This window comes from Pseudoduganella sp. R-31, assembly GCF_049913235.1.
GTDB lineage: Bacteria > Pseudomonadota > Gammaproteobacteria > Burkholderiales > Burkholderiaceae_D > Rugamonas.
The window spans coordinates 352699-376165 of sequence record NZ_CP183986.1 but is presented as its reverse complement, the minus strand read 5'-3'; the positions used below and the strand labels follow the sequence as shown (position 1 = coordinate 376165).

Below are 23467 nucleotides of genomic sequence, written 5' to 3'. Positions count from 1 at the left end.
GGATGTTTGAATCGGCAATCCCGCCCACCTCCCCGTGAGCGCGACCGAACAGCGCGCGCATCGTCGCCGATGCGTGCACCACCTGTCTGGCCGGTATCCGGGCTGGCAAGGCAAACCGTCTTGCCTTCCCATGCTTGCGCACAGTGGCTTGTGTAGACGGCCTTCGTTGGAGAACGATGCTTGCTTACCGTTGCGGGGGCAGCACACCCTGGCCTGCCGGCTGAACCAGCACGGCCATGTGTTTCCCGTTTAACTGCACGCTTGAACGCGCGCGAGGCACCAAACGGCGGCGATTATACGCTATGCACTGTTGTTATCCTGCCACCTGTCGGTATAAACCAGGTCGGCCAGCTTGCCGCGCATGGCCCATCCTTCGAGTTCCAGCATCGGCTTGGGATAAAAGCCGGCGACGTGCCCGAGGCAGATGATGGCGACCGGCTTGCCGCCTTCAGGAATGCCCAGCAAGGCAGCCAGCTTGAGCGGGTCGAACAGCGAGACCCAACCCATGCCAAGGCCTTCCACGCGGGCGGCCAGCCACATGTTCTGGATAGCGCAGGCTGCCGAGGCCAGGTCCATTTCGGGCAAGGTGCGGCGGCCGAAGATGTGCTTTTCGCGATGGTCCATCAGGGCTGCCACCAGCACTTCGCCGCAGTCACGGATGCCTTCGACCTTCAGCCGCATGAACTCTTCGTTGCGGTCGCCAAGAGCGGCGCCGGTGGCCCGGCGCTCTTCGTCAACCAGCCGATACATCTGCTCGCGCAGCTCGGGGCTCTCGATGCGGATGAAGCGCCAGGGCTGCATCAGGCCGACACTTGGCGCCTGGTGGGCCGCTGCTAACAGGCGCATGAGGAGGTCTTCATCGATTGCACCAGGTACGAAGTGGCGCACGTCGCGCCGTTCGGCAATTACACGATAAACGGCATCAATCGCTGCCTGGTCAAAACTGCTTTGCACTTCTACTCTCACTGTTGATGGAACACGATTTCCTCAACGGCCTGTCCATTGCACAGGTGCTGGTCGATGATGCGGTCCATGTTCTCGGGAGTGACATTGTAGTACCAGGTGCCGTCCGGCTGGACGCAGACGATCGGGCCGCCCTTGCAGGCCGCAAAGCAGCTTACCCGGCTGCGTTTCACGCGCAGCTCGCCCTCATTCAGCCCCGCGGCCTTGAACTTGTCGCCCAGGCTGTCGAACAGGGCCTGCGACTGGCCGTCGGCAGTGCAGCGCGGGCCGGTGCAAATCAGCAGGTGGCGGTGGTAGCTGCTGATCTTTGGTTTTACCGGGGTGTCGCTCATGCTTCGCTCCCTTCCGCTTCGGTGCTGGTCTCGGCTTCCCACGGCTCGTCGAGCGTGGCGCGGATATAGTCGGCGGGCAGTCGGTACTGCGCTGCCAGTTCTTCAATGCTGGCACCGGCTTCGTGTTCGGCGCGCAGCGTATCGAGCCATCCCAGCAGGCCTGTCGACAGGGAACGGCCTGCACGCTCACCTTCGCGCGTCGCGCCACCCTCTTGCATGTCGTACTTGTTGGCGTAGCCGCGCGGCGTTACCATCAGGCCGTTGCGCACGAAGGTGTTGCTGTTGCCAATCAGGACAGTGCTGAGCATGCCAATGTCGGCGTCGGCCATGCTGTCGAGGGTGGTGAAGACAATATTTTCGCGGCGGCGGTAGGCGCTCTTGACGATGGCAACTGGTGTGTCGGCACGGCGGTGGCGCAGGAACAGTCGCTGCGCTTCGACGATCTGGCGTGTGCGGCGGCCGCTTTTCGGGTTGTACAGCGCCACAACGAAGTCCGCCATCGCCACCGCATCCAGGCGGCGGGCAATGGTCGGCCAGGGCGTCAGCAGGTCGGACAGCGAAATCGCGCAGAAGTCGTGGGTCAGCGGTGCGCCGACCAGGGCCGCGCAGCTGTTCAGGGCCGATGCGCCGGGGATGATCTCCACTTGCACCGGGTCTTCCGGGGTCCAGCCGGACTGGAACAGCACTTCGTAGGTCGGACCGGCCATGCCGTATACGCCGGCGTCGCCGGACGAAATCAGGGCCACCTTCTTGCCGGCGCGCGCGGCTTCGAGTGCGCTGACGGCGCGGTCCAGTTCTTCCGTCATCGATTTGCGGATGATCTCCTTGCCTTCAATGAGGTCGGCCACCAGCTTGATGTAGGTGACGTAGCCGATCACCACGTCCGCCTCGGCGATAGCGTCGCGGGCGCGTTGCGTCATGTGGTCCACGCTGCCGGGACCAATCCCGACCAGCATGATCTTTCCCGCAGAAGCAGGTTGTTCGAATGGAGCGTTCATGGATTCTTCCTTGCGATTGAGACGGTGACATTGCGGTTGTCCACGCCTCGGAGTTTGAATTTTTCGACCACCAGGGCGGTCATTGGCGTGCCTGGGCCGGCGGCCAGCAGGGCGGCAGCCTCGCTTACCGATGGCGTGCCGGTGTAGCGGCGCACGGTTTCTGAAGGATTCGGTACCGGAACGGCCGCCAATTCTTCCGGTGCGTAGAAGTGCAGCGGCCAGCCATTTTCTTCGGCGAAAGCGAGCAAAGCTTCTTCATCGCGTTTCAGCGTGATGCTTGCGGCGGCGCTTACCTGCCCGGGTTGGGCTCCGGCCTCGCGCAGCGCTGCATGCACGGCCTCACGCACCGTTTGCAGCATGGCGCCACGGTCGCAACCAAGGCCGATCGTGAAAGTGCTCACGCTGCGCCGTCCAGAGGCGGGCGATACACCACCAGTCGTTCGTGGAGGGCATTCCAGCGTTCTTCCGACACCTCGGCATGGGTTACCCACAGCAGCGCGGTGTAGCGCTCCAGCAGTACGTCGTCGAAGTGCTTGAAGAAGTGAATGTTGTCCGGCAGCGGCGTCGGCCTGGTCCACCAATTCGGGCTGCCGGCTTCCTGTACGAAGGCGATCGGTTCGCCGTTCACGACGTGCGCAGAAACGCGCGTGATGTTGATCTTGGGCGCTTCCACTCGCCAGCCAAGGTGGCGGCCAAGGATATCGACCGGAATGGTGCGGCCCACGTCCGACGCGGTGGTCAGCACAGGCACTGCGCCCAGCAAGTCGGCTACGCGTTCGCTCCATTCGTTGGCACCACCGACGTGGCCGGACAGGACCGGAATCACGAACTGGCCGGCGTCGTCCACCACAATCACGCCGGGGTCTTCGTCCTTGCTGCGCAGGTGGGGGGCGATCAGGCGCACCACGGCGCCAAGCGACACGAAGAACACGATCTGGTCGTAGCCTTCAATCAAGGGGCCGATTTCATCGCGCAGCGCGCCGTCGTAGGCGCGTACCGCATTCGGCAGGCCGGAAAATTGCGCCGCAAACTTGGCGGAAGTGCAGATGTCGGCGCCGGGCAGGTCGGCGGCCAGGCGTGCAGCCTGTGCCGCGCCATGCTTCGTGATGGCTACCAGGCATAAGCGCGGCGCCGCTGTGTCGACAATTGATAAGCTGCTCATGCAGTCTCCAGGGTTAATGGTTGAGGGCCGGGCTTCTTGAGGCAGCCCTTGATGCGTTCACCGCGAATGCGCTGTCCGTGCTTGACGATCAGCAGCGACAGGTAGCTGACTTTGGTGCCCCGCAGCGCCAGGATCTCGACGCCGCTGAAGCGACGCTCGTCCGGAGCGCCGACACGTTCGATAAAGTGCGCGCCCGCCAGCAAATCCTTGCGCTCAAGCCAGTCGATCAGTTCATCGAGCAGGGGCTTCACCTTCATCAACACCAGGGTGTCGAAGTCCGGCAACAGACGGTCGATGGCGCTGACGCCATATGCCGCTGGCACGATTGCGACCGTGTCATCCTGTTCTGCGAACGGCACTGGCACTTCGGCGCAGGCGGCGGTGAAGGCGTTGACGCCGGCGATGACTTGCACAGGCACCTGCTCGTCCAAAGCCCGCACCGTGCGCGCCAGGTGGCCGAAGGTGGCATAGGTGCTGGCGTCCCCTTCGACGAGAAAAAGCACGTCGCGGCCCGCGCGAAGCCAGGGCAGCACGGTTTCGGCGGCCTTCATCCAGGCCCGTGCGAGCTTTTCGCCGTCGTGCGTCATGGGGAACAGCAGCAATTCATGCTTGTCGGGCGGTGCAAGGCCGGCGCGTTGCACAATATCGAATGCGTAGCTTGGGGTCTTGCCGCTGCGCGCCGGGTAGACCCAAATCGCATCGCGCCGCTGCAACGCTTCCCACGCGGCGCGTGTAATCAGGCCCGGGTCGCCGGGGCCGAGGGAGATCCCCCACAAGGTACCGCTCATGCTGTTCCCCCAGAGCGGCGTGCACAAACGATCCACACAGGATTTTCGGCCGCCATGCGGTGCATGTGCAGGATCGGCTTGCTGCGCGCGGCCTGCAATTGCAGCACGTCCCAGCTCACGCCGTTGCTCTCCAGCGCCTGCAATGCGGCAGTGGCCGTGGCAAGGTTTTCAAGCGTGACGAAGTTCATCACCAGCGTGCCGCCGGGACGCAAGCGTCGCAGCACGCCGGTAATCAATCCCGCAAGTTCGCCGCCCGAGCCGCCGATGAATACGGCGTCCGGATCGGGCCAGGCATCCAGGCCATCGGGCGCCTTGGCGTGGTACAGGCTGTAATTTGCCACGCCGAACGCAGCGTGGTTGCGGCCTGCGATGGCGCAGTCATCCTCGTTCTTTTCGATGGCAAACACGTGCCCCTGTGGGCACAAACGGGCCGCTTCCAGGCCTACCGAGCCGGAACCGGCGCCGATATCCCACACCACGCTGTCGGATCGAAGCTGGAGCCGCGCCAGGCTGACGGCGCGCACTTCCTGCTTGGTGATCAGGCCCTTCTCCGGCTGGCGCTGTTCGAATTCCGCGTCCGCCAGGCCGAATCGCACAGGGCTTGGCACCGGCGTTACGCGCCATAGCAACACGACGTTCAGGGCGGCGAACTGCATGCCAGCCGCTTCACGTGGGCTAAGTTCTGCCAGTACGCGTTCCTCTGGCTGCAGAAGGTTCTCTGCGACCGCCATGTGGAAATCGTCGCCCAGGCCTTCAGCCAGCAGCAGCCGGGCGATGCGGTCCGGACTGTTGTCAGGACTGGTCAGCACCAGCAGGCGTGCATGCTGGCGCAGCGCCTGGGCCAGTCCGTACAGGCCGTGGCCAGGTGTACTGCCGCGCGACCATTCGCCGGCGTCGCGGGCATGAACCGACACAATGCGCGCATCTTGCCAGGCCAGCCCGATGCGTGCGCAAGCCAGCTGCAGCGTCGACAGGTTGGGGAGTATCTCCAGCGCCTGCACGCACAGGTGCTGCGCCAGGTAAGGCGCAATACCGTGGCACAGCGGATCGCCGGTCGCCAGCACCGCGCAGCACAAGTTGTCGGCACGCGCGGCGCGCACCCAGTCGGGAACCTCCTTCAGGCGTGCAGTCAGGTCGCGGCAGATGGCGCCTGGCTTGAACTCATTCTTCATCAGCGCGAGAGTGCGGGCGCCGCCGATCACCACGTCGGCATTGCGCAGCCATGCCAGCGCTGTTGCATTCAGGCTTGCGGCACCGTCATCCAGCACGCCGATCACGCGGCAGGGATTGGGATCAGTTAAACAGGTATCCATGGGTCTATTCGGGAATTGGCTCGGGGTCGATATCGAGGATGTGGTCAATGCCGATGCGCCTTGCGTCGGACGGGCGTTCTTGCGGGAGCGCAGGCGCCGACCAGACGTCGGCGACCTGGTTGCCGCTGAAATCGCACACCAGCACCCGCAGCTGGAATGCGCGGCCATAGCGCTCGGGCGCGGTCAGGGTATCGATGGCGGCTTGGGCCAGCGCATGGTGGAAGGCGTCGCCCAGGCCGCGTTCAACCATCAGTTCGGCGCCAAAGCGCGCTGTTTCGGCTGCTGCAATGGCGGCGCAGTCCTCGGGTGGGGCGCCGATGCGGCGCGCGATCTCCGCCACCAGGTCGGTATCGACCTCGCTGCGGTTGGCGTGGGTGATGGTTTCGCCCTGCGCGATCTTGGTCAGCTTGCCCACCATGACCGCGAGCACCACGAGGCCAATGCGCTGCGAGGCGGCTTCGTCCAGCGCATAGCGCAGGAAGTCTCCCATCTGGACGAAGCAAGCGGACGGCAGCTCGGGGCGTTCGGCGCGCAGCGTGGCGATGGCAAAGGTCTCCGTGCGGCCGCCGGTGGTCAGCGCAACCACTTCGTGGCCGGTGGTCGCCGCCACTTGCACGCCCTGCACCACGCTGGCACGCCAGGCCGCCGTCGAATACGGCCTGACGATGCCCGTGGTGCCCAGGATGCTGATGCCGCCCAGGATGCCCAGGCGCGCGTTGGTGGTCTTCTTGGCCATCACCTGTCCATCCGGCACGCTGATGGTGACTTCGATGCCATGCTCCTGCAGCAGGGCGGGTGCGGCTTCGCGCAGGTTATCGGCGATGTTACGACGCGGTACGGGGTTGATCGCCGGACCGCCTACCTCCAGCCCGAGGCCGGGCATGGTTACCGTTCCAACGCCGTCGCCGGCCACGTACAGCACGTCGCCGGCGCGGCCGGGCAGCAGGCGCAGGTCGACCGTCAAGTGGGCGCCGTCGGTGCAATCGGGGTCGTCGCCTGCAAATTTGACCACCATGGCGTGTGCGGACTGCGCGCTGCAGCCGCCGTCGTGCACGGCAAAGCGCACCCGACTACCATTCGGCAGCAGGCTTTCGATTTCCTCCGGCACCTGGCCCGTCGCCAGCCCAAGCACCGCTGCGCGCGCCGCTGCGGCAGCACAGGCACCGGTCGTGAAACCGGTGCGCGTACCGCGTTCGGCCGCTGCCTTTTCCTTCATGCCTGCCCTGTCTTCTGCTTTGCCTCGGCCAGGGCCAGCAGGGCATGGAGGGCTGCGACCACCAGCGTCGAGCCTCCCTTGCGGCCGCGGATGACGATCCACGGCACCTCGGCCACTTCCGCCATCAAGTCTTTGGATTCGGCGGCGGAGACAAAGCCAACCGGCATGCCAACCACCAGCGCAGGGCGCACGCCTTCTTCGCGAATCAGGCGCACCAGCTCGATCAGCGCGGTCGGCGCATTGCCGATGCCAACGATGGCGCCCTCCAGCAGGCCAAGCCGGTGCGCCTTGCGCATGGCTTGTACGGCGCGCGTTGTGTCTTCGACTTTGGCGGTTTCGATAACGTCGGCATCGCTGATGAACTGGTGCGTCTTCATGCCGAAGTGGGCGAGGCGCGGTTGCGACAGGCCGGAGCAGATCATTTCAACGTCGGCAACGACAGGCGTCGAGCCGGCCAGCATGGCGGCGATGCCGGCCCGCACTGCTGCCGGATGGAAGTCGGTCAGGCCGTTGAAGTCGAAGTCCGCGTTGGCGTGGATCATGCGCCGTACGATTGGCCATTGCGATTCGGTATAGGTATGTGAGCCGACTTCAGCGTCGATGATGGCGAAGCTGTCATGCTCGATCACCTGGCCAGCGCGGGTCAGTTGTTCGGTGACGGTGTTGATGGTGCTCATGCTGGCTGCGCCTCTGCGTGATCGTGTGTGTGCGCATGGGAGTGGCCGTGGCCATGGTCATGTGCGATCTCGCGGTAGGTACAGCCGTCGCAAGGCAGGCGGCTATCCGGCACGCCAGCGCGCAAGTCTTCCACGCGCTGGTCCATCAGCTCGAAAATCTCGGCCTCGAAGCCGAAATGCTCGGTGCAGGCGAAGCGCACTTGCGGATACTGGCCGCGCAGGTGTTCAACCTGGCGGTGGATGCGCTGCATCAGCGTGCCGGTGTAAAGGTAGTATGGCAGCACCACGACCTGGCGCACGCCCAGCGTGAACTGGCGCTGCACGACCTTTTCCAGGCGCGGCCAGGTGATGCCGGTGAAAGCCAGGTCCACCAGTTCGTGATCGCCCTCTTCCAGCAGCCAGCGCGCCATCTTGGCCATCTCGCCGTTGGCGCCGCGGTCGGAAGAGCCGCGGCCCAGCAGCACGACGCCGGTGGTGGTCGGATCGGGCATGTCGAGCGTGCCCATGGCCTTGCGCAGACGGCGCTTGAGGATGGCCAGTACCGGGTCGCAGGCGGTCAGGTGCGGCGCCAGCAGGAATTCCGTTTGCGGACGGGCGATGCGCGCACCCTCGATGGCCTCTGGGATCTCCATCTTGACATGGCCGGCTGCATTCAAGATCAGCGGCACTACCAGCACGCGGCGCGAACTGGCAGCAACCTCCAGCAAGCTGGCATTCAGCTCGGGGGGAGCGAACTCGATAAAGCACAATTCGATGCGCCAGCCCGGCCGGCGTGCGCGCCACATGTCCACGAATTCACGGATTTCCTGGTTGCCCGACTCCTCGCGGGAGCCATGGCCGACGACGAGGATGGTATCGCTCGCTGCTGCAATCGCTGGCATCATGATGGATTGGTTCATGCGCTGGCCTTTCTGAAACGGTGGGTAAAGGTTGGGTCGTACAATTTGGAGCGCACCAGGGTTTCCCAGTGCAAGGCGCCCAGCGTGGGGCTGGCCACGATCATGGCCTGGCTGGCTACGCCGGCTTCCCGGCAGCGCTGCTTGATGTCGGCCAGCGTCCCGCGCAGGATCTTCTCCTCGCCGGGCCAACTGGCTTTGTGCACGACCAGCATGGGCGAGTCCTCCGGCCAGCCCGCCGCACGCAGGGCCGCCTCGACCTTGTACATCAGGGTGATCGACAGGAAGATGCACAGCGTGGTGCGGTGTGAGGCCAGGCTGGCCAGATCTTCGCCATCCGGCATTGGGGTGCGGCCTTCGACGCGGGTGAAAATCACGCTTTGCGTCACCTCGGGCAAGGTCATGGATTCTCCGGCGGCTGCCATCGAAGCCATGGCGGACGAAACGCCCGGGACCACTGCCCATTCAATGCCTTCGGCGGCAAGCGGGCGCGCCATTTCAATCAGGGTGCCGTACAGGCCGGGATCGCCGGTCTGCAGCCTTACTACGGTGCTGTGGGCCCGAGTTTGCTCGATCAGCCAGGCCGTCATCTCTTCCAGCGTCATGTCTTTCGAATCGCGGATAACGCAGCCAGGTGGCGCGTAGAGCGTTGCGGCGCGGTCCACCAGCGAGCCGGCAAACAGCACGGCGCCAGCTTGTGCCAGCAGCTTTTGTCCCTTGACGGTGATCAGTTCGGGGTCGCCGGGACCGGCGCCGACAAACCAGACTTTGCCAGCTGTCATATCAGTATTTCTCCTTGGTGTTCGTCGACAGGCTGCGCGCGCAGTGCGGTCAGCACGGCCTCCACGCTTCGCGGTGCGGCGCCGGCGGGAAGCAAGCCGCGTTTGGCCAGCTCGGCATGTAATGCCAATGCCAGGGGCAAGCGTTGGCCGGCAGCGCGCAGCGCCTCCTGGCGCGAGGCCAGCTCCTGGGTGGGAACCGATGCAATGCAGAGGCCAGCAGCCATCATGTGGATGTCGTCGGCCCAGCGATAGGCAAAGTCGACGTCGTGGGTGGATAGGACGATCGTCACGCCGCGCGCGGCGAGGCGGTCCAGCAATGTCTCGAGTTCCATCTGCATCGGCGAGTCCAGGCCCGCCATCGGTTCGTCCAGCAGCAGGACTTCGGGCTGCATGGCCAGCACGCCGGCAATGCAGACGCGCTTCTTCTGGCCGAAGCTCAGGTGGTGCACGGGACGGCGCGCAAAGCCGGCCAGGCCTACGGCATCGAGCGCATCCGCGGCGCGAGTGCGTACCGTGGCGTCGTCGAGGCCGAGGTTCAGCGGCCCAAACGCCACATCCTCCTCGACCAGTGCCGAGATTAGCTGGCGGTCAGGATTCTGGAACACAAGGCCGACCCGGCTGCGCAACGAGGCCAGCCCACTGCGGCTGTAGTCGTACTCGTTGCCGTGCCAGCGCAAGCGGCCCACGGTAGGGCGCAGCAAAGCGTTCAGGTGCAGCAGGAGCGTGGTCTTGCCGGCGCCGTTCGCGCCGAGCAGCGCGTGACGGCGTCCGCGCCCAAGCGACAACGTGCAGCCGCGCAGGCCTGGGCTGCCGTCGGCAAACGCGTGCTCCACTGCTTCGAGTTCGATCAAAGGCGTCATAGCCTGTCACGCAGGGAAAATGCCAGCAGCAGCACGCTCGCCAGCAAGGATAGGGCAAGCTGGCGTCGCGCATGCGGGAAGGAGGCCGGCAAGTGGCGCAGGCTGCCCTCGAAGGCGCGCGCATCGGCCGCCATTTGCAGTGCCGACGCGCGCTGCCATACCTGTAGTGCCATCTGGCCCGTCAGCAACCCTATCGACCGCCAGTGTTGGCGCCAGCCGCCATGTCCCAGGCGCGCAGCTTGCGCGGTACTGCCTTCGTCCCATGCCTGGCGCAGCACGAACAGCATGCGGTAGCACAGCGCCATCAGGTCCAGCAGCAGTTCGGGTACGCGCAGGCGGCGCAGCAACATCAACAGGTCCGGCATCGGCGTGGTCAGCACCAGCCCGAGTACGGCGGCCAGCGCGGCGATCGAGCGCAGGGCAATGTACCCGACTGCCGGCGAGAGCCCAGGCGCCCACCGCCAGCCGCCCCCGCCGTCAGGCGTGACCAGCATTGTCAGGCAGGACAGCAAAAGGAAGCCGACCGGCGCTACCGCTACGGCAAAGTAGGTCCGGATTGGCACGCGCGCCCCGGCCAGCGTGGCGAACATGGAGAGCAGCGCGAGCACGGCCAGCGTGTCAAGGCTGCGGGCGAGCCAGGCGGCAGCGATGCCGGCCAGCGCGAACAGGCCCTTCGCGCCTGGAGCGACGGCCTGCCAGCGCGAGGCGTAGGCTGCGGCGTCAATCCGCATGGGAATCCTGCTCCGGCACCGAATCCCCCTGTGCGCAACGTTGTTCGCGCTCGCGCGCCATCGATGTGCCGAGCCAGAAACCGATCACGCCCGCGCCGATCGCAGCTTGCAGCGCGAACAGCAGCGACGCGATCTCTCCGCTCGGCGGTTCGAACAGCGGTGCAAACCAGGGTTTGTAGTGTGGTGCGATGATGCCAATCGCCTGTTGCGCGCGCGAATCCGCTCCGCTGAATGCTGCTGGCGCCGCGCCGCCCGGCTCCGCCGGCGGCATGTCTGCAAACCACAGCGGCAAAACGGTCAACAGGATGATGGCCGCCCAGATCAAGCCAGTACGCGCCTTCATGCCGACTTCTCCTTCACATGCGCCATCACCGGCAGCAGGCGCAGCTCGTGCGCATTGAAGCGCGCCATCGCATTCACCACCAGTACGGTCAGCAAGCCTTCGCTGATAGCGATCGGCAGTTGTGTCAACGCGAAGATACCGGCGAACTTGGCGAACGAAGCGCTGATACCACCGATCGGATCAGGAAAGGCCCAGGCCAGCTGTGCAGAAGTGGTCAGGTAAGTTGCCAGGTCGCCGATACAGGCGGCCGCGAACACCGCGACCGCGCGCGATAGCCCGAGGGCCGCCGTGGAGCGGAATACGCCATAGGAAACGAAGGGCCCGACGATCGCCATGGAGAACACGTTCGCGCCCAGCGTGGTCAAGCCGCCGTGGGCCAGCAGCAAGGCCTGGAACAGCAGCACGACAAAGCCGACCGGCACCATCGCCGCAGGACCGAACAGCAGCGCGCCAAGCCCGACGCCGGTCGGATGCGAACAGCTTCCCGTCACGGACGGCAGCTTCAGCGCAGACAGGAGGAAAGCGAAGGCCGAAGCAACGCCAAGCAGCATGCGCCGCTCGGGGTGCGCCTGCAAGCCGCGCGCCATGCTGCGCAGGCCCCAGGCCAGGAAAGGAGCGGATACGGCTGCCCAGCCAAGCGCATGCGCGGGCGGCAGGAAACCTTCCATGATGTGCATTCGAAACCTCCCGTCGAATGGTCTATGGGAGCACCTTCATGGGAGAATCGGGAGACGGTCGACAGGGGGCAGGCGGGCAAGACGCAGGAAGCCGGTCGACAGCGGCTTCCCTTCACCCCGGAGAACAGTGCTGGCAGTATCGGGCCGGTATTCTGGCTCGCCTTCATCCTCGTCCGGGCCTTCCCGCGCGTTGCGCAGTGGCGTATTTCCGGATTCGTCAGGCTTACAGCAGCGGGGGCTGCACCGGAGTGGCCGCACATGGCAGCGTCACCGGTTTCCCGTTTAACGCGCATCCAGGACAGGACGCGCGCACCCAATTGCCGAATAGTACATTAAAGGTCTCTTGCGTGGCAAACGCCTGTGATCTCGGTCAGGAAGGCTGCCATTGCCTGTACGCGCAGGCTCGCTTTCAGGTCGCGGTGATAGACCAGCCACAGGTCGCGCGATACTGGCGTGGCCAGTCGCCCCATTCGCTGGAGCGCCGGCTCTGCATCACCGATGAAACATGGCAGCATGGCGGCGCCCACGCCGGAGCGGGCGGCGGCGATCTGCGTGGGCAGGCTGTTGCACGCCAGGACTGGCGGTTTGCCGTCGAATGCAGTGCGCAGTGCGGCTGCCATCGGCAGGCCATCCCAGGCGCCGTCCCAGCTTATGTAGTCACCGCTGTCATGCGAAACAGCGGCTGCGCGGTAAAGGGCGAAATCGACCTTGCCGATACGCCTTGCGATGTAGTCGCCTGCTCCATCGTCCGGAGCGGCCATGCGCAGCGCCAGGTCGGCTTCGCGCCGCGACAGGTTGACCGCAGCCATGGCGATATCGAGCTCCACCCTTAGCGCCGGATGCAGCGTTCGCAATGCCGCCAGCCTGGGCGCGACCAGGAATTGCGCCAGCATTTCAGTAGTCGCCAGCCGCACCACGCCGGACACTGCGCGCTGCGCATCGCCCGGCGCAGCAGCGGCAGCCATGGCCTGCTCCACCTGCCCGGCGTGCGCCAGCAGTTCACTGCCGTCATCGGTCAGCGCATAGCCGCTTTGCTGGCGCAAGAACAGCTTTCGGCCAGTGCGGCGCTCCAGCGCGTCAACGTGGCGCGAGACCGTGGATGCGCTGGTGCCCAGTACCGCAGCAGCGCCGCTAAGGCCGCCGCTTCGTGCAACCGCGAGAAAGAACTTCAGCTCATTCCAGTCGAAGGCAAGGTTTTTCATTTTCGGAAAACTGTTTTCTGAACTCACAAAACTACGTCCAATTCTGGAAACCTATACTAACCTTAATCTCAACTCCCGGAGCCAAGCCATGACTGTCCTGTATGGAGAATCCGCCGGCATCGCCGTCATTGCATTGAATCGCCCCGATGCGCTGAATGCGCTCGACCTGCCGACCTTGCAGCGACTGGAAGAAATGCTGGACATGGCGGCCGCCAGTTCCGCAGCCGGCGCCGTGATACTTACCGGCACCGGCTCCAAAGCCTTCTCCGCCGGCGCCGACATCAAGTACCTGAGCCAGGCTACCCCGCTGGAAGTACGCGAATTCGCAAGGCTTGCGGTCCACATCACGCACCGCATCGAGAATCTTGGCAAGGTCGTGGTGGCGGCCCTGAACGGACACGCCTTGGGCGGCGGGCTGGAACTTGCCGAAGCATGCATGATCCGCATCGCAGCCAGCCATGCAAAACTCGGTCATCCTGAAGTGCGCATCGGCGCTGTTGCTGGCTTTGGCGGCACTACCCGCCTTGCGCGCCTGGTGGGGAAAGGCCGCGCAGCGGAAATGCTGCTGCGCGGCCGCATCATCGATGCTGAAGAAGCCCTGCGAATCGGCCTTGTGCAGCAGGTGGCCAGTCCCGACGCGGTGATGGATGCAGCGCGCGCCATCCTGTACGAGATCCTCGACCAGTCCCCGGACGCAGTGCGCCTGACATGGGAGGCCCTGCACCGTGGCTTGAACATGACGCTGGAAGAATCCGCAGGCTTGGGCGCCGACTATTTCGGGCTCGTCGCGGCAACGGAAAACTTCCGCATCGGCACAGATGCTTTCGTTAAAAAAGTCGCTCCCGACTACATTCGACAAAGGGTTGAATAAAACCCACAAAACCTGCGCACGATAGGTTTTGCTCATCCATTTCTAGCTATACTGCCCCCTTAAGGAAATTTCCGAGGGGCAACAATGGACGATACAATCGAGAATAATGAGAGCTCGCTAAAGCTCTCTGCGACCCTGGCCGCGGCAACCTTGCTGACAGCGTGCGGAGGCGGGGGGAGCGAAAGCAAGGGCAGCGACGGAGGTACGACCTCGCCGGTGCCACCCCAGGTCGAATCGATTGCAGGCGCCCAGGCCGCACGTTTCCTCGCCCAGGCCTCCATGGGCGCAACGCATGATCAGATGACTCGGGTCCAAGCGCTCGGCTATAGCAAGTGGCTGGACGAGCAGATGGCGATGCCCACTTCGCAATCGCGTTGGGATTGGCTGATGGCGAAGGGCTTCAACGCCATCGAAAACAAGAACACCCAGGCCGGCATCGACGCGGCACTGTGGGTCAAGCTGATCACGTCCCCCGATACCCTGCGCCAGCGCGTGACGCTGGCCTTGTCCGAAATCGTCGTCGCCTCCCTGGATGGCTTCACCGGTGCCTGGCGTGCCTTCACCGGCGCCGCCTACATGGACATTTTGGAGGCCAATGCCTTCGGCAACTACCGCACCTTGCTGCAGCAGGTCACGCTGTCGACCTCGATGGGCGAATACCTGACCTATCGCGGCAACGCCAAGGCCAATCCGAAAACCGGCTCCATGCCGGACGAGAACTACGCCCGCGAGATCCTGCAGCTCTTCACCATCGGCCTGCTGAAGCTGAACCCGGACGGCACGGCGACCGAGCAGGAAACCTATACCCAAGCCGACATTTCCGGCCTGGCCCGTGTATTCACCGGCTGGGACTCCGACCTCGCCGGCGGTACCAGCGACACGCCGGATTACCGCAAGCGCCCGATGACCCAGGTTGGAACCAAATACGAGCCTGGCGAAAAAATCTTCCTCGGCACCACGATCGCCAGCGGCGTCGATGCGGCAACGGCCCTGAACAAGGCGCTCGACACGATTTTCGCGCATCCGAACGTGGCGCCTTTCGTATCGAAGCAGCTGATCCAGCGCCTGGTCACCAGCAATCCAGCGAAAGAGTACGTGGCGCGTGTCGCTGCTGTCTTCAACAACAACGGCAGCGGCGTCAAGGGCGACCTGAAAGCGGTCATCAAGGCCATCCTGCTGGACCAGGAAGCACGTTCCGCGGCCAACCTGACGAACGCCGGCTTCGGCAAGGTGCGCGAACCCATCCTGCGCTTTACCGCATGGGCGCGTGCCTACAACGCCACCTCGCCGAGCGAAGCCTGGGCCATTGGCAATACCAGTGAGCCCTCGTCCCGCCTGGGACAAAGCCCGCTGCGCTCGCCGAGCGTCTTCAATTTCTTCCGCCCCGGCTACGTGCCGCCGGCACTGGGCGTGGTCGCACCAGAATTCCAGATCGTGAACGAAACCAGCGTGGTCGGCTATGCCAACTACATGCAGACTGCCATCAGCAGGGGCATTGGCGACGTCAAGGCGGATTATTCGAGCCTGCTGCCGCTGGCCGACAACGTGCCTGCCCTGGTTGACGAGATCAATCTGGTGCTGGCGGCCGGCCAGTTGGGCGCAGACACCGTGACCCTGATCCGCAACGCTGTCACCAGCATGGCGACCGGCACCGACGCCGCGCGCGCCAACCGCGTCTATGCGGCGCTCACGCTGGTCATGGCATCCCCCGAATTCATCGTACAGAAGTAAAGGCCACCACCATGACTAATCAAGCTTCGCGCCGCGCCTTCCTCAAGCGCGCATCGGCACTCGGCGTAGCAGGCGTGGCGGCGCCCTGGGCCATCAACCTGATGTCGATCGCCGAGGCGGCGGCAGCTACTGCCAGCGACTACAAGGCACTGGTCTGCGTCTTCCTGTACGGCGGCAACGACTATGCGAACACTGTCATCCCCTACGACAGCACCAACTACACGCTGTACCAGGGACTGCGCCCGACCATCGCCTATGCCCGCGACGCCCTGACCGCGACCGCCCTGGCGCCATCCGTCCCCGTGATGGATTCGACTGGTGCAGCCCGCGAGTTCGCATTGGCGCCGGCGCTCGCGCCCCTGGTCCCGATTTTCAACAACGGCCAGCTTGGCGTCATGCTGAACGTCGGCCCGCTGGTCCAGCCGACCACGAAATTGCAATACCAGACCAAGTCCGTGCCGCTGCCGCCGAAACTGTTCTCGCATAACGACCAGCAATCGATCTGGCAGTCGTCCGCGCCCGAAGGCTCGCGTACCGGCTGGGGCGGCCGCCTGGGCGACCTGTTCGAGTCGGGCAATGGCAATGCCACCTTCACCTGCGTCAACGTATCGGGGAACGCGGTCTACATGGCCGGCAAGACGGCCGTGCAGTACCAGGTGTCGGCCAACGGCTCGATGCAGTTCAACGGCCTGAAGTCGCCGCTGTTTGGTTCGGCCACCGCCACCGAGGCCCTGCGCACCCTGATCACCCAGCCGCGCACGCACGCGCTGGAGAACGAATACAACCGCGTGACCCGCCGTTCGGTGGATGCCAACGCGGCGCTCACCTCGGCCCTGGCCACCGCGCCTGCACTGCAAACGGTATTCCCGGCATCGAATTCCCTGGGCGACCAGTTGAAGATGGTCGCGCGCATGATTTCCGCCAGCGGCAGCCTGGGTGCCAAGCGCCAGGTGTTCTTCGTCTCGATGGGCGGATTCGACACCCACGACAACCTGGCCACCGTCCACCCGGGCCTGATGGCCAAGCTGGGCGACGCCATGGCCGCCTTCTACCAGGCGACGGTGGAACTGGGCGTGTCCGACAAGGTGACGACGTTCACCGCCTCCGACTTCGGCCGCACGCTGGTCGCCAACAACGACGGCTCCGACCACGGCTGGGGCAGCATGCACTTCATGATGGGCGGCGCCGTCAAGGGCAAGCGCTTCTACGGCACTGCGCCGGTCGTCGCCAACAATGGCCCTGACGACGTCGGCCAGGGCCGCCTGCTGCCAAGCACCTCGGTCGACCAGTATGCGGCCACCATGGGTAAATGGCTGGGCGCCAGCGACAGCGAACTGCTCTCCCTGCTGCCCAACCTGTCCAACTACAGCACGCGCGACCTCGGCTTCCTCTAAGCCAGCCGAGGCGGCTGGCGCTGGCTAGCGCATTGCCATTGCCATTGCCATTGCTCCGGCATCGGCAGCCTGCCAGCCGCCGCCGAGTGCCCGGAAGGCAGCGACTGCAGCGCGTGCCGATTCCGTTTGCGCCTGCACCCGCGCATCGGAAGCGCGCAGCAGGCTTTCGTCCGCTTGCAGCACTTCGACCAGGCTGACGACGCCCCTCTGGTAGGCTGCGAACGACGCTTCGCGCGCCCGGCCGAGCGAGCTGACGCCTTGCTCCAGCACGGCCGCCTGCTCTTCGCGCTTGACCAGCGCCGAGAACGCGTTCTCGACATCCTCGCTCGCATGCAGCGCCGCCAACCGGTAGGCGGCCAGCATTTCCGCCTCCTGCCCCCTGGCTTGCGCGATCTGCGCATCGACCCGGGCGAAATCGAACAGGCGCCAGCGCAAGCCAAGGATGCCGGCAGCCTGGTTGGCGCCGCTGGTAAACAGGTTGCCGCCGGAGACCGAGGTGGCGCTGCCCAGCAGGCCGCTCAGGGAAAACTTGGGGTAATACTCGGCAATGGCGACACCGATGCGGGCATTGGAAGCGGCTAGCCGGCGCTCTGCCACGATCAGGTCGGGACGGCGGCGCAGCAGTTCGCGCGGCGAGCCGCTGGCGGCAATCTGCGGAGCCAGCGGGATGGCGCTCGTTTCGGCCAGCTCGGCGTGATGGGTGCCGGGTGGCGAAGCAAGCATCACGTCCAGCGCATTCAGGGCAGTTTCCAGGCCCGACTCCAGCACCGGGATGGATGCCTGCACCTGGGCCAGCGCGCCTTCGGCCTGCCTTAGTTGCAGTTCCGCCGCCAGGCCCTTGTCATATAAGAGCTTGATGGTCGCCACAAGATCCTGCTGCGTCTTTACTTGCTTGCGGGCGACATCAAGGCGCGCCTGCAAGCCGCGCACGGTGATGTAGATGTCGGCCGTTTGCGCCGCCACCGCCAGCCGTGCCGCCGCCGCGCCGGCTTCCGATGCCTGGTATTCGGCCAGCGCCGCCTCGCGGCCCCGGCGCAAGCCGCCAAACAGGTCGAGTTCCCAGTTCGCGCCGAGATTGACTTCATAGGAACTGCCATGGCGGTCAAAGCCGGGCGCCGAGTTGAGTATCTGCCCCTGAGGGGTTTCTACCGACTGGTAGGCCCGGGCGGCTTGCCCGCTGATGTTCCCGGAAGGCAGCAGGGCAGCATTGGCCGCGCCCAGGCCGGCGCGCGCTTGCGCGACGCGTGCGGAAGCCTGCGCGAGGTCGAGGTTTTGCTCGAGCGCCTGTGCCACGAAGCGGCTCAATAGTGGATCGCCAAAGCCGCTCCACCACTGCGCCAGGTCGGCAGTGGTGGCGGCCTGGCGCTGCTCAACAGCTGCCTGGCCGTGAAATTGCTGCGCCAGGGCGGGTTCCGGCCGGGCGTAATCGGGGCCGACGGCGCAGCCCGTTGACAGGGTGGCAACGACCAGCGCCGCCAGGGTTTGTTTATTTAACATCGGACATCCTTCGTCATGAGTTCATGGTGACCATAATACCAAATGGTCACAAGTTGTCCAATCTTTCTGTTTGGCTTAAACTTGAGCGCATGAAAAATCCACTCACCTCTCCAGCCCCGGCCCGGGGCCCGGCCGATCATGAAGTGCGCAACCAGATCGTTGCCGCAGCCGTTGAACATTTCAGCCACTACGGCTATGCGAAGACCACCGTGTCCGACCTGGCCAAGTCGATCGGCTTCTCAAAAGCGTATATCTACAAGTTCTTCGAGTCGAAGCAGGCCATCGGTGAAGTGATCTGCGCCAATTGCATGCAGCAGATCGAAACCGAGGTCAGCGCGGCAATTGCCGAAGCCAGTTCTTCGCCTGAAAAGTTGCGCCGTATGTTCAAGGCCTTTACTGAAGCCAGCCTTCGCCTGCTGTTCAATGAACGCAAGCTTTACGAAATTGCAGCGACAGCAGCAACGGATCGCTGGCAGGTCGTGCTTGACTATGAGGTGCGCATCCAGAAGCTGCTGCGCGAGGTGTTGCAGGAGGGCCGCCAGTCGGGCGACTTCGAGCGCAAGACTCCCTTGGATGAGACGGTGATGGCGATCTACCTGGTGATGCGCCCTTACCTCAACCCACTGCTGCTGCAACATAGCTTTGATTACACGGAAGATGCCCCGGCGCATCTGTCCAGCCTGGTGCTCAGGAGCCTGTCGCCATAAAAAAATAGTTTGTGACCATTGACTAAATTAGTCACCAGAACCATAATGAAAGTCCCGATCACTTTATCCATGGGACTTTCATGCGCCTGCTTCGCTCAACTCCATCCGCAGTCTTCGCTGCCGTGCTGCCGTTTGCGGTGGTGGCTTGCGGCGAAAAACATCCAACCGATCCCCGTACCGAGGCACCGCTGGTGCGCGCCGCGGTCGTACAGGGGGTAGCCCCCCTTTCCCGCTCCTACACCGGCGTTGTCGCCGCACGGGTGCAGAGCGACCTCGGCTTCCGCGTTCCCGGAAAGGTGCTGGAGCGCCTGGTCGACGTCGGCCAGACCGTCAAGCGCGGCCAGCCGTTGATGCGCATTGACCCGGTCGACCTGAAACTCGCAGCCCATGCTCAACAGGAAGCCGTCGCCGCCGCCCGCGCCAGGGCAAAACAGGCGTCCGACGATGAAGCCCGCTACCGCGACCTGCGCCCAAGCGGTGCAGTTTCCGCTTCCGCCTACGACCAGGCCAAGGCCGCCGCTGATGCCGCCCGCGCCCAGCTCAGCGCAGCCGAGGCCCAGGCCGACGTCGCCCTGAACGCCAGCCGCTATACCGAGCTGGTGGCGGATGGCGACGGCGTCGTCACGGAAACGCTGGCCGAACCCGGCCAGGTGGTCAATGCCGGCCAGGTCGTAGTCCGCCTGGCCCATGCCGGCCGCCGCGAAGCGGTGATCCAGCTGCCGGAGACGGTGCGCCCTGCCGTTGGTTCCGCCGCCCAGGCAACCCTGTTTGGCAAGGATGGCGTGCGCGTTCCCGCCAAGCTGCGGCAGTTGTCGGATGCAGCGGACCGGCTCACCCGTACCTTCGAAGCACGCTATGTGCTGGAAGGCGAACTGGCCAACGCTCCCTTGGGCAGCACGGTAACCATCCAGGTGGCCGACGGCCAGCCGGCCGCCCAGGGCGGGTTGCAGGTGCCGATCGGCGCCCTGTTCGACGCAGGCAAGGGGCCAGGGGTCTGGATCATCGACGGCAACCCGGCCAAGGTCTCCTGGCGTCCCGTCTCGGTGCAGCGACTCGAAGACGACCGCGCCAGCATCGACGGCCAGGTCAAGCAAGGCGATCGGATCGTCGCGCTCGGCGCGCACCTGCTGCGCGAAGGCGCCAACGTGCGGATGGATGCCCAGGGCGCCGGCGCCGCAACTGAAGGAGCCCGTCCGTGAAACCGAGCCGCTTCAACCTGTCGGCCCTCGCGGTACGCGAGCGCTCCATCACCCTGTTCCTGATTTGCCTGATCTCGCTGGCAGGGGTGATCTCGTTCTTCAAACTGGGCCGCGCCGAAGACCCGGCGTTCACGGTCAAGGTGATGACCATCGTCACCGCCTGGCCCGGCGCCACCGCGCAGGAAATGCAGGACCAGGTAGCGGAAAAGATTGAAAAGCGCTTGCAGGAACTGCGCTGGTACGACCGCAGCGAGACCTATACCCGGCCCGGCCTGGCTTTCACCACCCTGACCCTGCTCGACAGCACCCCGCCCTCGGAAGTGAAGGAAGAGTTCTACCAGGCGCGCAAGAAGGTCGGCGACGAGGTCGGCAACCTGCCGCCAGGCGTGATCGGGCCCATGGTCAACGACGAATACGCAGACGTCACCTTTGCCCTGTATGCGCTGAAGGCCAAGGGCGAGCAACAGCGCTTGCTGGTGCGCGACGCCGAATCTCTGCGCCAGCGCCTGTTGCACGTGCCGGGGGTGAAGAAGGTCAACATCGTCGGCGAGCAGCAGGAACGCATCTATATCGAGTTCTCCCATGAACGCCTGGCGACGCTCGGCATCGGCCCGCAGGAAGTATTCGCCGCGCTGAACAGCCAGAACGCATTGGCCGCTGCCGGCTCCGTGGAAACCAAGGGCCCGCAAGTGTTCATCCGCCTGGACGGCGCTTTCGACACGCTGCAGAAAATCCGCGAGACACCGGTGGTGGCCCAGGGCCGCACGCTGAAGCTGTCCGACATCGCCAAGGTTGAACGCGGCTATGAGGACCCATCCACCTTCATGATCCGCAATGGCGGCGAGCCTGCGCTCCTGCTGGGCATTGTCATGCGCGATGGCTGGAACGGCCTGGACCTGGGCAAGTCGCTGGACAGCGAAGTGGGCGCCATCAACGCCAGCCTGCCGCTGGGCATGAGCCTGGCCAAGGTGACCGACCAGGCAGTCAACATCAGCTCCTCGGTCGACGAATTCATGCTCAAGTTCTTCGCCGCCCTGGTGGTGGTGATGCTGGTGAGCTTCATCAGCATGGGCTGGCGCGTCGGCGTGGTGGTTGCCGCTGCCGTTCCGTTGACGCTGGCCATGGTCTTTATCGTGATGGCGGCAACCGGCAAGAACTTCGACCGCATTACCCTGGGTTCGCTGATCCTGGCATTGGGCCTGCTGGTGGACGACGCCATTATCGCCATCGAAATGATGGTGGTGAAGATGGAAGAAGGCTACGACCGCATCGCCGCGTCGGCCTACGCCTGGAGCCATACGGCCGCACCGATGCTGTCCGGTACCCTGGTGACGGCCGTCGGCTTCATGCCGAACGGTTTTGCCCGTTCGAGCGCCGGCGAATACACCAGCAATATGTTCTGGATTGTCGGCATCGCCCTGATCGCGTCCTGGGTGGTGGCGGTGGTATTCACCCCGTATATGGGCGTCAAGCTGCTGCCCGATTTCAAAAAGGTCGAGGGTGGCCACGAAGCCATCTACGACACCCCGCGCTATAACCGCTTCCGCGAGCTGCTGGGGCGCGTCATCGCCCGCAAGTGGCTGGTGGCCGGCTCGGTCGTGGGCCTGTTCGTGCTGTCGGTATTGGGCATGGCGGTAGTCAAGAAGCAGTTCTTCCCGATCTCGGACCGCCCGGAAGTACTGGTCGAGGTGCAAATGCCTTATGGCACGTCGATCAACCAGACCAGCGCTGCTACCGCGAAGGTTGAAGCATGGCTGGCCGGACAAAAGGAAGCAAAGATCGTCACGGCCTACATCGGCCAGGGCGCGCCGCGTTTCTACCTGGCCATGGGACCGGAATTGCCCGATCCGTCGTTTGCCAAGATCGTGGTCCGCACCGACAGCCAGGAAGAGCGGGATGCGTTGAAACAGCGCTTGCGCGAAGCAGTCGGCGGCGGCCTGGCATCCGAAGCGCGCGTACGCGTCACCCAGCTTGTCTTTGGCCCGTATTCGCCATTCCCGGTTGCCTACCGCGTCAGCGGTCCCGATCCGGAAAAGCTGCGCAGCATTGCGGCGGACGTGCGCCAGCTCATGGAGAACAGCCCGATGATGCGGACCGTGAATGCCGACTGGGGCACCCGTGCGCCTACGCTGCATTTCACGTTGCAGCAAGACCGGCTGCAGGCAGTAGGCCTGTCCTCCAACGCGGTGGCGCAGCAACTGCAGTTCCTGCTGAACGGCGTACCGGTGACTGCCGTGCGCGAAGACATCCGCACCGTACAGGTGGTGGCGCGCGCTGCTGGCGACATCCGCCTCGATCCAGCCCGGATCGGCGACTTTACGCTGGCCGGCGCCAACGGACAGCGCATCCCGCTGTCGCAAGTGGGCAAGATCGAAGTGCGGATGGAAGAACCCATCGAACGCCGCCGCGACCGCATGCCGACCATCACCGTGCGCGGCGACATCGCCGACAACCTGCAGCCGCCGGACGTTTCGGCAGCCATCACCAAGCAACTGCAGCCGCTGATCGCCAAGCTGCCGACTGGTTATGCCATCGAGGAAGCAGGCTCCATCGAGGAATCGGGCAAGGCGACCAAGGCCATGCTGCCGCTGTTCCCGATCATGCTGGCGATCACCCTGCTGATCATCATCTTCCAGGTGCGTTCGATTTCGGCAATGGTGATGGTGTTCCTGACCAGTCCCCTGGGCCTGATCGGCGTGGTGCCGACCCTGATCCTGTTCCGGCAGCCTTTCGGCATCAATGCCCTGGTCGGCCTGATCGCCCTCTCCGGCATCCTGATGCGCAACACCCTGATCCTGATCGGCCAGATCCACCATAACAAGGAAGCAGGCATGGATCCGTTCAAAGCGGTGGTCGAAGCGACCGTGCAACGCGCGCGCCCGGTGATCCTGACAGCGCTGGCGGCGATCTTCGCCTTCATGCCGCTGACGCACTCGGTGTTCTGGGGCACGCTGGCCTACACGCTGATCGGCGGCACCCTTGCCGGCACCGTCCTGACCCTGGTGTTCCTGCCTGCGATGTACTCGATCTGGTTCAAGATCCGGCCCGGCGACACGCAGCCAGCGGTGCACGCGGGCGAAGCGGCGGGACCGCAACTGATGACCGGTAGTTGAATTCATAAAAGAGGA

The 23467-nt window shown here is 64.6% G+C and carries 23 protein-coding genes and 2 riboswitches; of the genes, 6 read left to right on the top strand and 17 right to left on the bottom strand.

Features of this window, described 5'->3' with window-relative positions; genetic code table 11:
- Positions 1–71: 71 nt before the first annotated feature.
- Positions 72–298, bottom strand: a riboswitch (cobalamin riboswitch).
- Positions 299–300: 2 nt separating this feature from the next.
- From bluB to ACN9MY_RS01650, 16 genes are all read right to left on the bottom strand, one after another.
- Positions 301–954, bottom strand: coding sequence for a 5,6-dimethylbenzimidazole synthase (bluB, locus tag ACN9MY_RS01725; protein WP_426320119.1), 654 nt, complete (start codon positions 952–954; stop codon positions 301–303).
- Between the two features lie 8 nt (positions 955–962).
- Positions 963–1295, bottom strand: a complete 333-nt coding sequence (locus tag ACN9MY_RS01720; protein WP_426320117.1) for a (2Fe-2S) ferredoxin domain-containing protein — start codon at positions 1293–1295, stop codon at positions 963–965.
- On the bottom strand, positions 1292–2293 hold the full coding sequence (gene cobJ, locus ACN9MY_RS01715; RefSeq protein WP_426320115.1) for a precorrin-3B C(17)-methyltransferase: 1002 nt from the start codon (positions 2291–2293) through the stop codon (positions 1292–1294). Before cobJ ends, ACN9MY_RS01720 begins: the two co-directional genes overlap by 4 nt.
- Complete coding sequence (locus tag ACN9MY_RS01710) at positions 2290–2694, bottom strand: cobalamin biosynthesis protein (protein ID WP_426166915.1); 405 nt, start codon at positions 2692–2694, stop codon at positions 2290–2292. Before ACN9MY_RS01710 ends, cobJ begins: the two co-directional genes overlap by 4 nt.
- Positions 2691–3455: a cobalamin biosynthesis central domain-containing protein gene (locus tag ACN9MY_RS01705; RefSeq protein ID WP_426320113.1), complete on the bottom strand. Its 765-nt coding sequence runs from the start codon at positions 3453–3455 to the stop codon at positions 2691–2693. Before ACN9MY_RS01705 ends, ACN9MY_RS01710 begins: the two co-directional genes overlap by 4 nt.
- Positions 3452–4243, bottom strand: a complete 792-nt coding sequence (gene cobI, locus ACN9MY_RS01700) for a precorrin-2 C(20)-methyltransferase (RefSeq protein WP_426320111.1) — start codon at positions 4241–4243, stop codon at positions 3452–3454. Before cobI ends, ACN9MY_RS01705 begins: the two co-directional genes overlap by 4 nt.
- Positions 4240–5556 (bottom strand): precorrin-6y C5,15-methyltransferase (decarboxylating) subunit CbiE, encoded by a 1317-nt coding sequence (cbiE, locus tag ACN9MY_RS01695; RefSeq protein WP_426320109.1) that lies wholly within the window; start codon positions 5554–5556, stop codon positions 4240–4242. Before cbiE ends, cobI begins: the two co-directional genes overlap by 4 nt.
- 4 nt (positions 5557–5560) lie before the next feature.
- Positions 5561–6772, bottom strand: a complete 1212-nt coding sequence (locus ACN9MY_RS01690; protein WP_426320107.1) for a cobalt-precorrin-5B (C(1))-methyltransferase — start codon at positions 6770–6772, stop codon at positions 5561–5563.
- A complete protein-coding gene (locus ACN9MY_RS01685; protein WP_426336759.1) occupies positions 6769–7449 on the bottom strand; it encodes a precorrin-8X methylmutase in 681 nt (226 codons plus the stop codon). The genes ACN9MY_RS01690 and ACN9MY_RS01685 overlap by 4 nt, the downstream gene beginning before the upstream one ends.
- Positions 7446–8348, bottom strand: a complete 903-nt coding sequence (locus ACN9MY_RS01680) for a sirohydrochlorin chelatase (protein ID WP_426336758.1) — start codon at positions 8346–8348, stop codon at positions 7446–7448. Before ACN9MY_RS01680 ends, ACN9MY_RS01685 begins: the two co-directional genes overlap by 4 nt.
- Positions 8345–9127 (bottom strand): precorrin-4 C(11)-methyltransferase, encoded by a 783-nt coding sequence (gene cobM / locus ACN9MY_RS01675; RefSeq protein ID WP_426336757.1) that lies wholly within the window; start codon positions 9125–9127, stop codon positions 8345–8347. Before cobM ends, ACN9MY_RS01680 begins: the two co-directional genes overlap by 4 nt.
- The gene (locus ACN9MY_RS01670) at positions 9124–9987 is read right to left on the bottom strand and encodes an energy-coupling factor ABC transporter ATP-binding protein (RefSeq protein ID WP_426336756.1); all 864 of its coding nucleotides are present in this window, start codon (positions 9985–9987) and stop codon (positions 9124–9126) included. The genes cobM and ACN9MY_RS01670 overlap by 4 nt, the downstream gene beginning before the upstream one ends.
- Entirely contained in the window at positions 9984–10718 is a 735-nt protein-coding gene (gene cbiQ / locus ACN9MY_RS01665; protein WP_426336755.1) for a cobalt ECF transporter T component CbiQ, read from the bottom strand. The genes ACN9MY_RS01670 and cbiQ overlap by 4 nt, the downstream gene beginning before the upstream one ends.
- The gene (locus ACN9MY_RS01660; RefSeq protein WP_426166895.1) at positions 10708–11061 is read right to left on the bottom strand and encodes an energy-coupling factor ABC transporter substrate-binding protein; all 354 of its coding nucleotides are present in this window, start codon (positions 11059–11061) and stop codon (positions 10708–10710) included. Before ACN9MY_RS01660 ends, cbiQ begins: the two co-directional genes overlap by 11 nt.
- Positions 11058–11738, bottom strand: a complete 681-nt coding sequence (locus ACN9MY_RS01655) for an energy-coupling factor ABC transporter permease (protein WP_426320097.1) — start codon at positions 11736–11738, stop codon at positions 11058–11060. The genes ACN9MY_RS01660 and ACN9MY_RS01655 overlap by 4 nt, the downstream gene beginning before the upstream one ends.
- A 125-nt stretch (positions 11739–11863) precedes the next feature.
- Positions 11864–12068, bottom strand: a riboswitch (cobalamin riboswitch).
- Positions 12069–12070: 2 nt separating this feature from the next.
- Positions 12071–12940 (bottom strand): LysR family transcriptional regulator, encoded by an 870-nt coding sequence (locus ACN9MY_RS01650; RefSeq protein ID WP_426166891.1) that lies wholly within the window; start codon positions 12938–12940, stop codon positions 12071–12073.
- An 88-nt stretch (positions 12941–13028) separates the two neighbouring features.
- Here ACN9MY_RS01650 and ACN9MY_RS01645 point away from each other — a divergent pair, with 88 nt between their 5' ends.
- The 3 genes from ACN9MY_RS01645 to ACN9MY_RS01635 all read left to right on the top strand — a co-directional run bounded on the left by ACN9MY_RS01645 (position 13029) and on the right by ACN9MY_RS01635 (position 16936).
- Positions 13029–13811: an enoyl-CoA hydratase-related protein gene (locus ACN9MY_RS01645; RefSeq protein WP_426166889.1), complete on the top strand. Its 783-nt coding sequence runs from the start codon at positions 13029–13031 to the stop codon at positions 13809–13811.
- A gap of 84 nt (positions 13812–13895) precedes the next feature.
- A complete protein-coding gene (locus ACN9MY_RS01640; RefSeq protein ID WP_426336754.1) occupies positions 13896–15542 on the top strand; it encodes a DUF1800 domain-containing protein in 1647 nt (548 codons plus the stop codon).
- Between the two features lie 11 nt (positions 15543–15553).
- Complete coding sequence (locus tag ACN9MY_RS01635) at positions 15554–16936, top strand: DUF1501 domain-containing protein (RefSeq protein ID WP_426166885.1); 1383 nt, start codon at positions 15554–15556, stop codon at positions 16934–16936.
- A gap of 24 nt (positions 16937–16960) precedes the next feature.
- Here ACN9MY_RS01635 and ACN9MY_RS01630 read toward each other — a convergent pair whose 3' ends face one another.
- Positions 16961–18433 carry an efflux transporter outer membrane subunit gene (locus tag ACN9MY_RS01630; RefSeq protein ID WP_426336753.1) on the bottom strand — a complete coding sequence of 491 codons (1473 nt, stop codon included), beginning with the start codon at positions 18431–18433 and terminating at the stop codon, positions 16961–16963.
- An 89-nt stretch (positions 18434–18522) separates the two neighbouring features.
- Here ACN9MY_RS01630 and ACN9MY_RS01625 point away from each other — a divergent pair, with 89 nt between their 5' ends.
- From ACN9MY_RS01625 to ACN9MY_RS01615, 3 genes are all read left to right on the top strand, one after another.
- Entirely contained in the window at positions 18523–19140 is a 618-nt protein-coding gene (locus ACN9MY_RS01625; RefSeq protein ID WP_426320089.1) for a TetR/AcrR family transcriptional regulator, read from the top strand.
- An 80-nt stretch (positions 19141–19220) separates the two neighbouring features.
- On the top strand, positions 19221–20339 hold the full coding sequence (locus tag ACN9MY_RS01620) for an efflux RND transporter periplasmic adaptor subunit (protein ID WP_426336752.1): 1119 nt from the start codon (positions 19221–19223) through the stop codon (positions 20337–20339).
- Positions 20336–23452, top strand: coding sequence for an efflux RND transporter permease subunit (locus tag ACN9MY_RS01615; protein ID WP_426336751.1), 3117 nt, complete (start codon positions 20336–20338; stop codon positions 23450–23452). Before ACN9MY_RS01620 ends, ACN9MY_RS01615 begins: the two co-directional genes overlap by 4 nt.
- Positions 23453–23467: the final 15 nt, after the last annotated feature.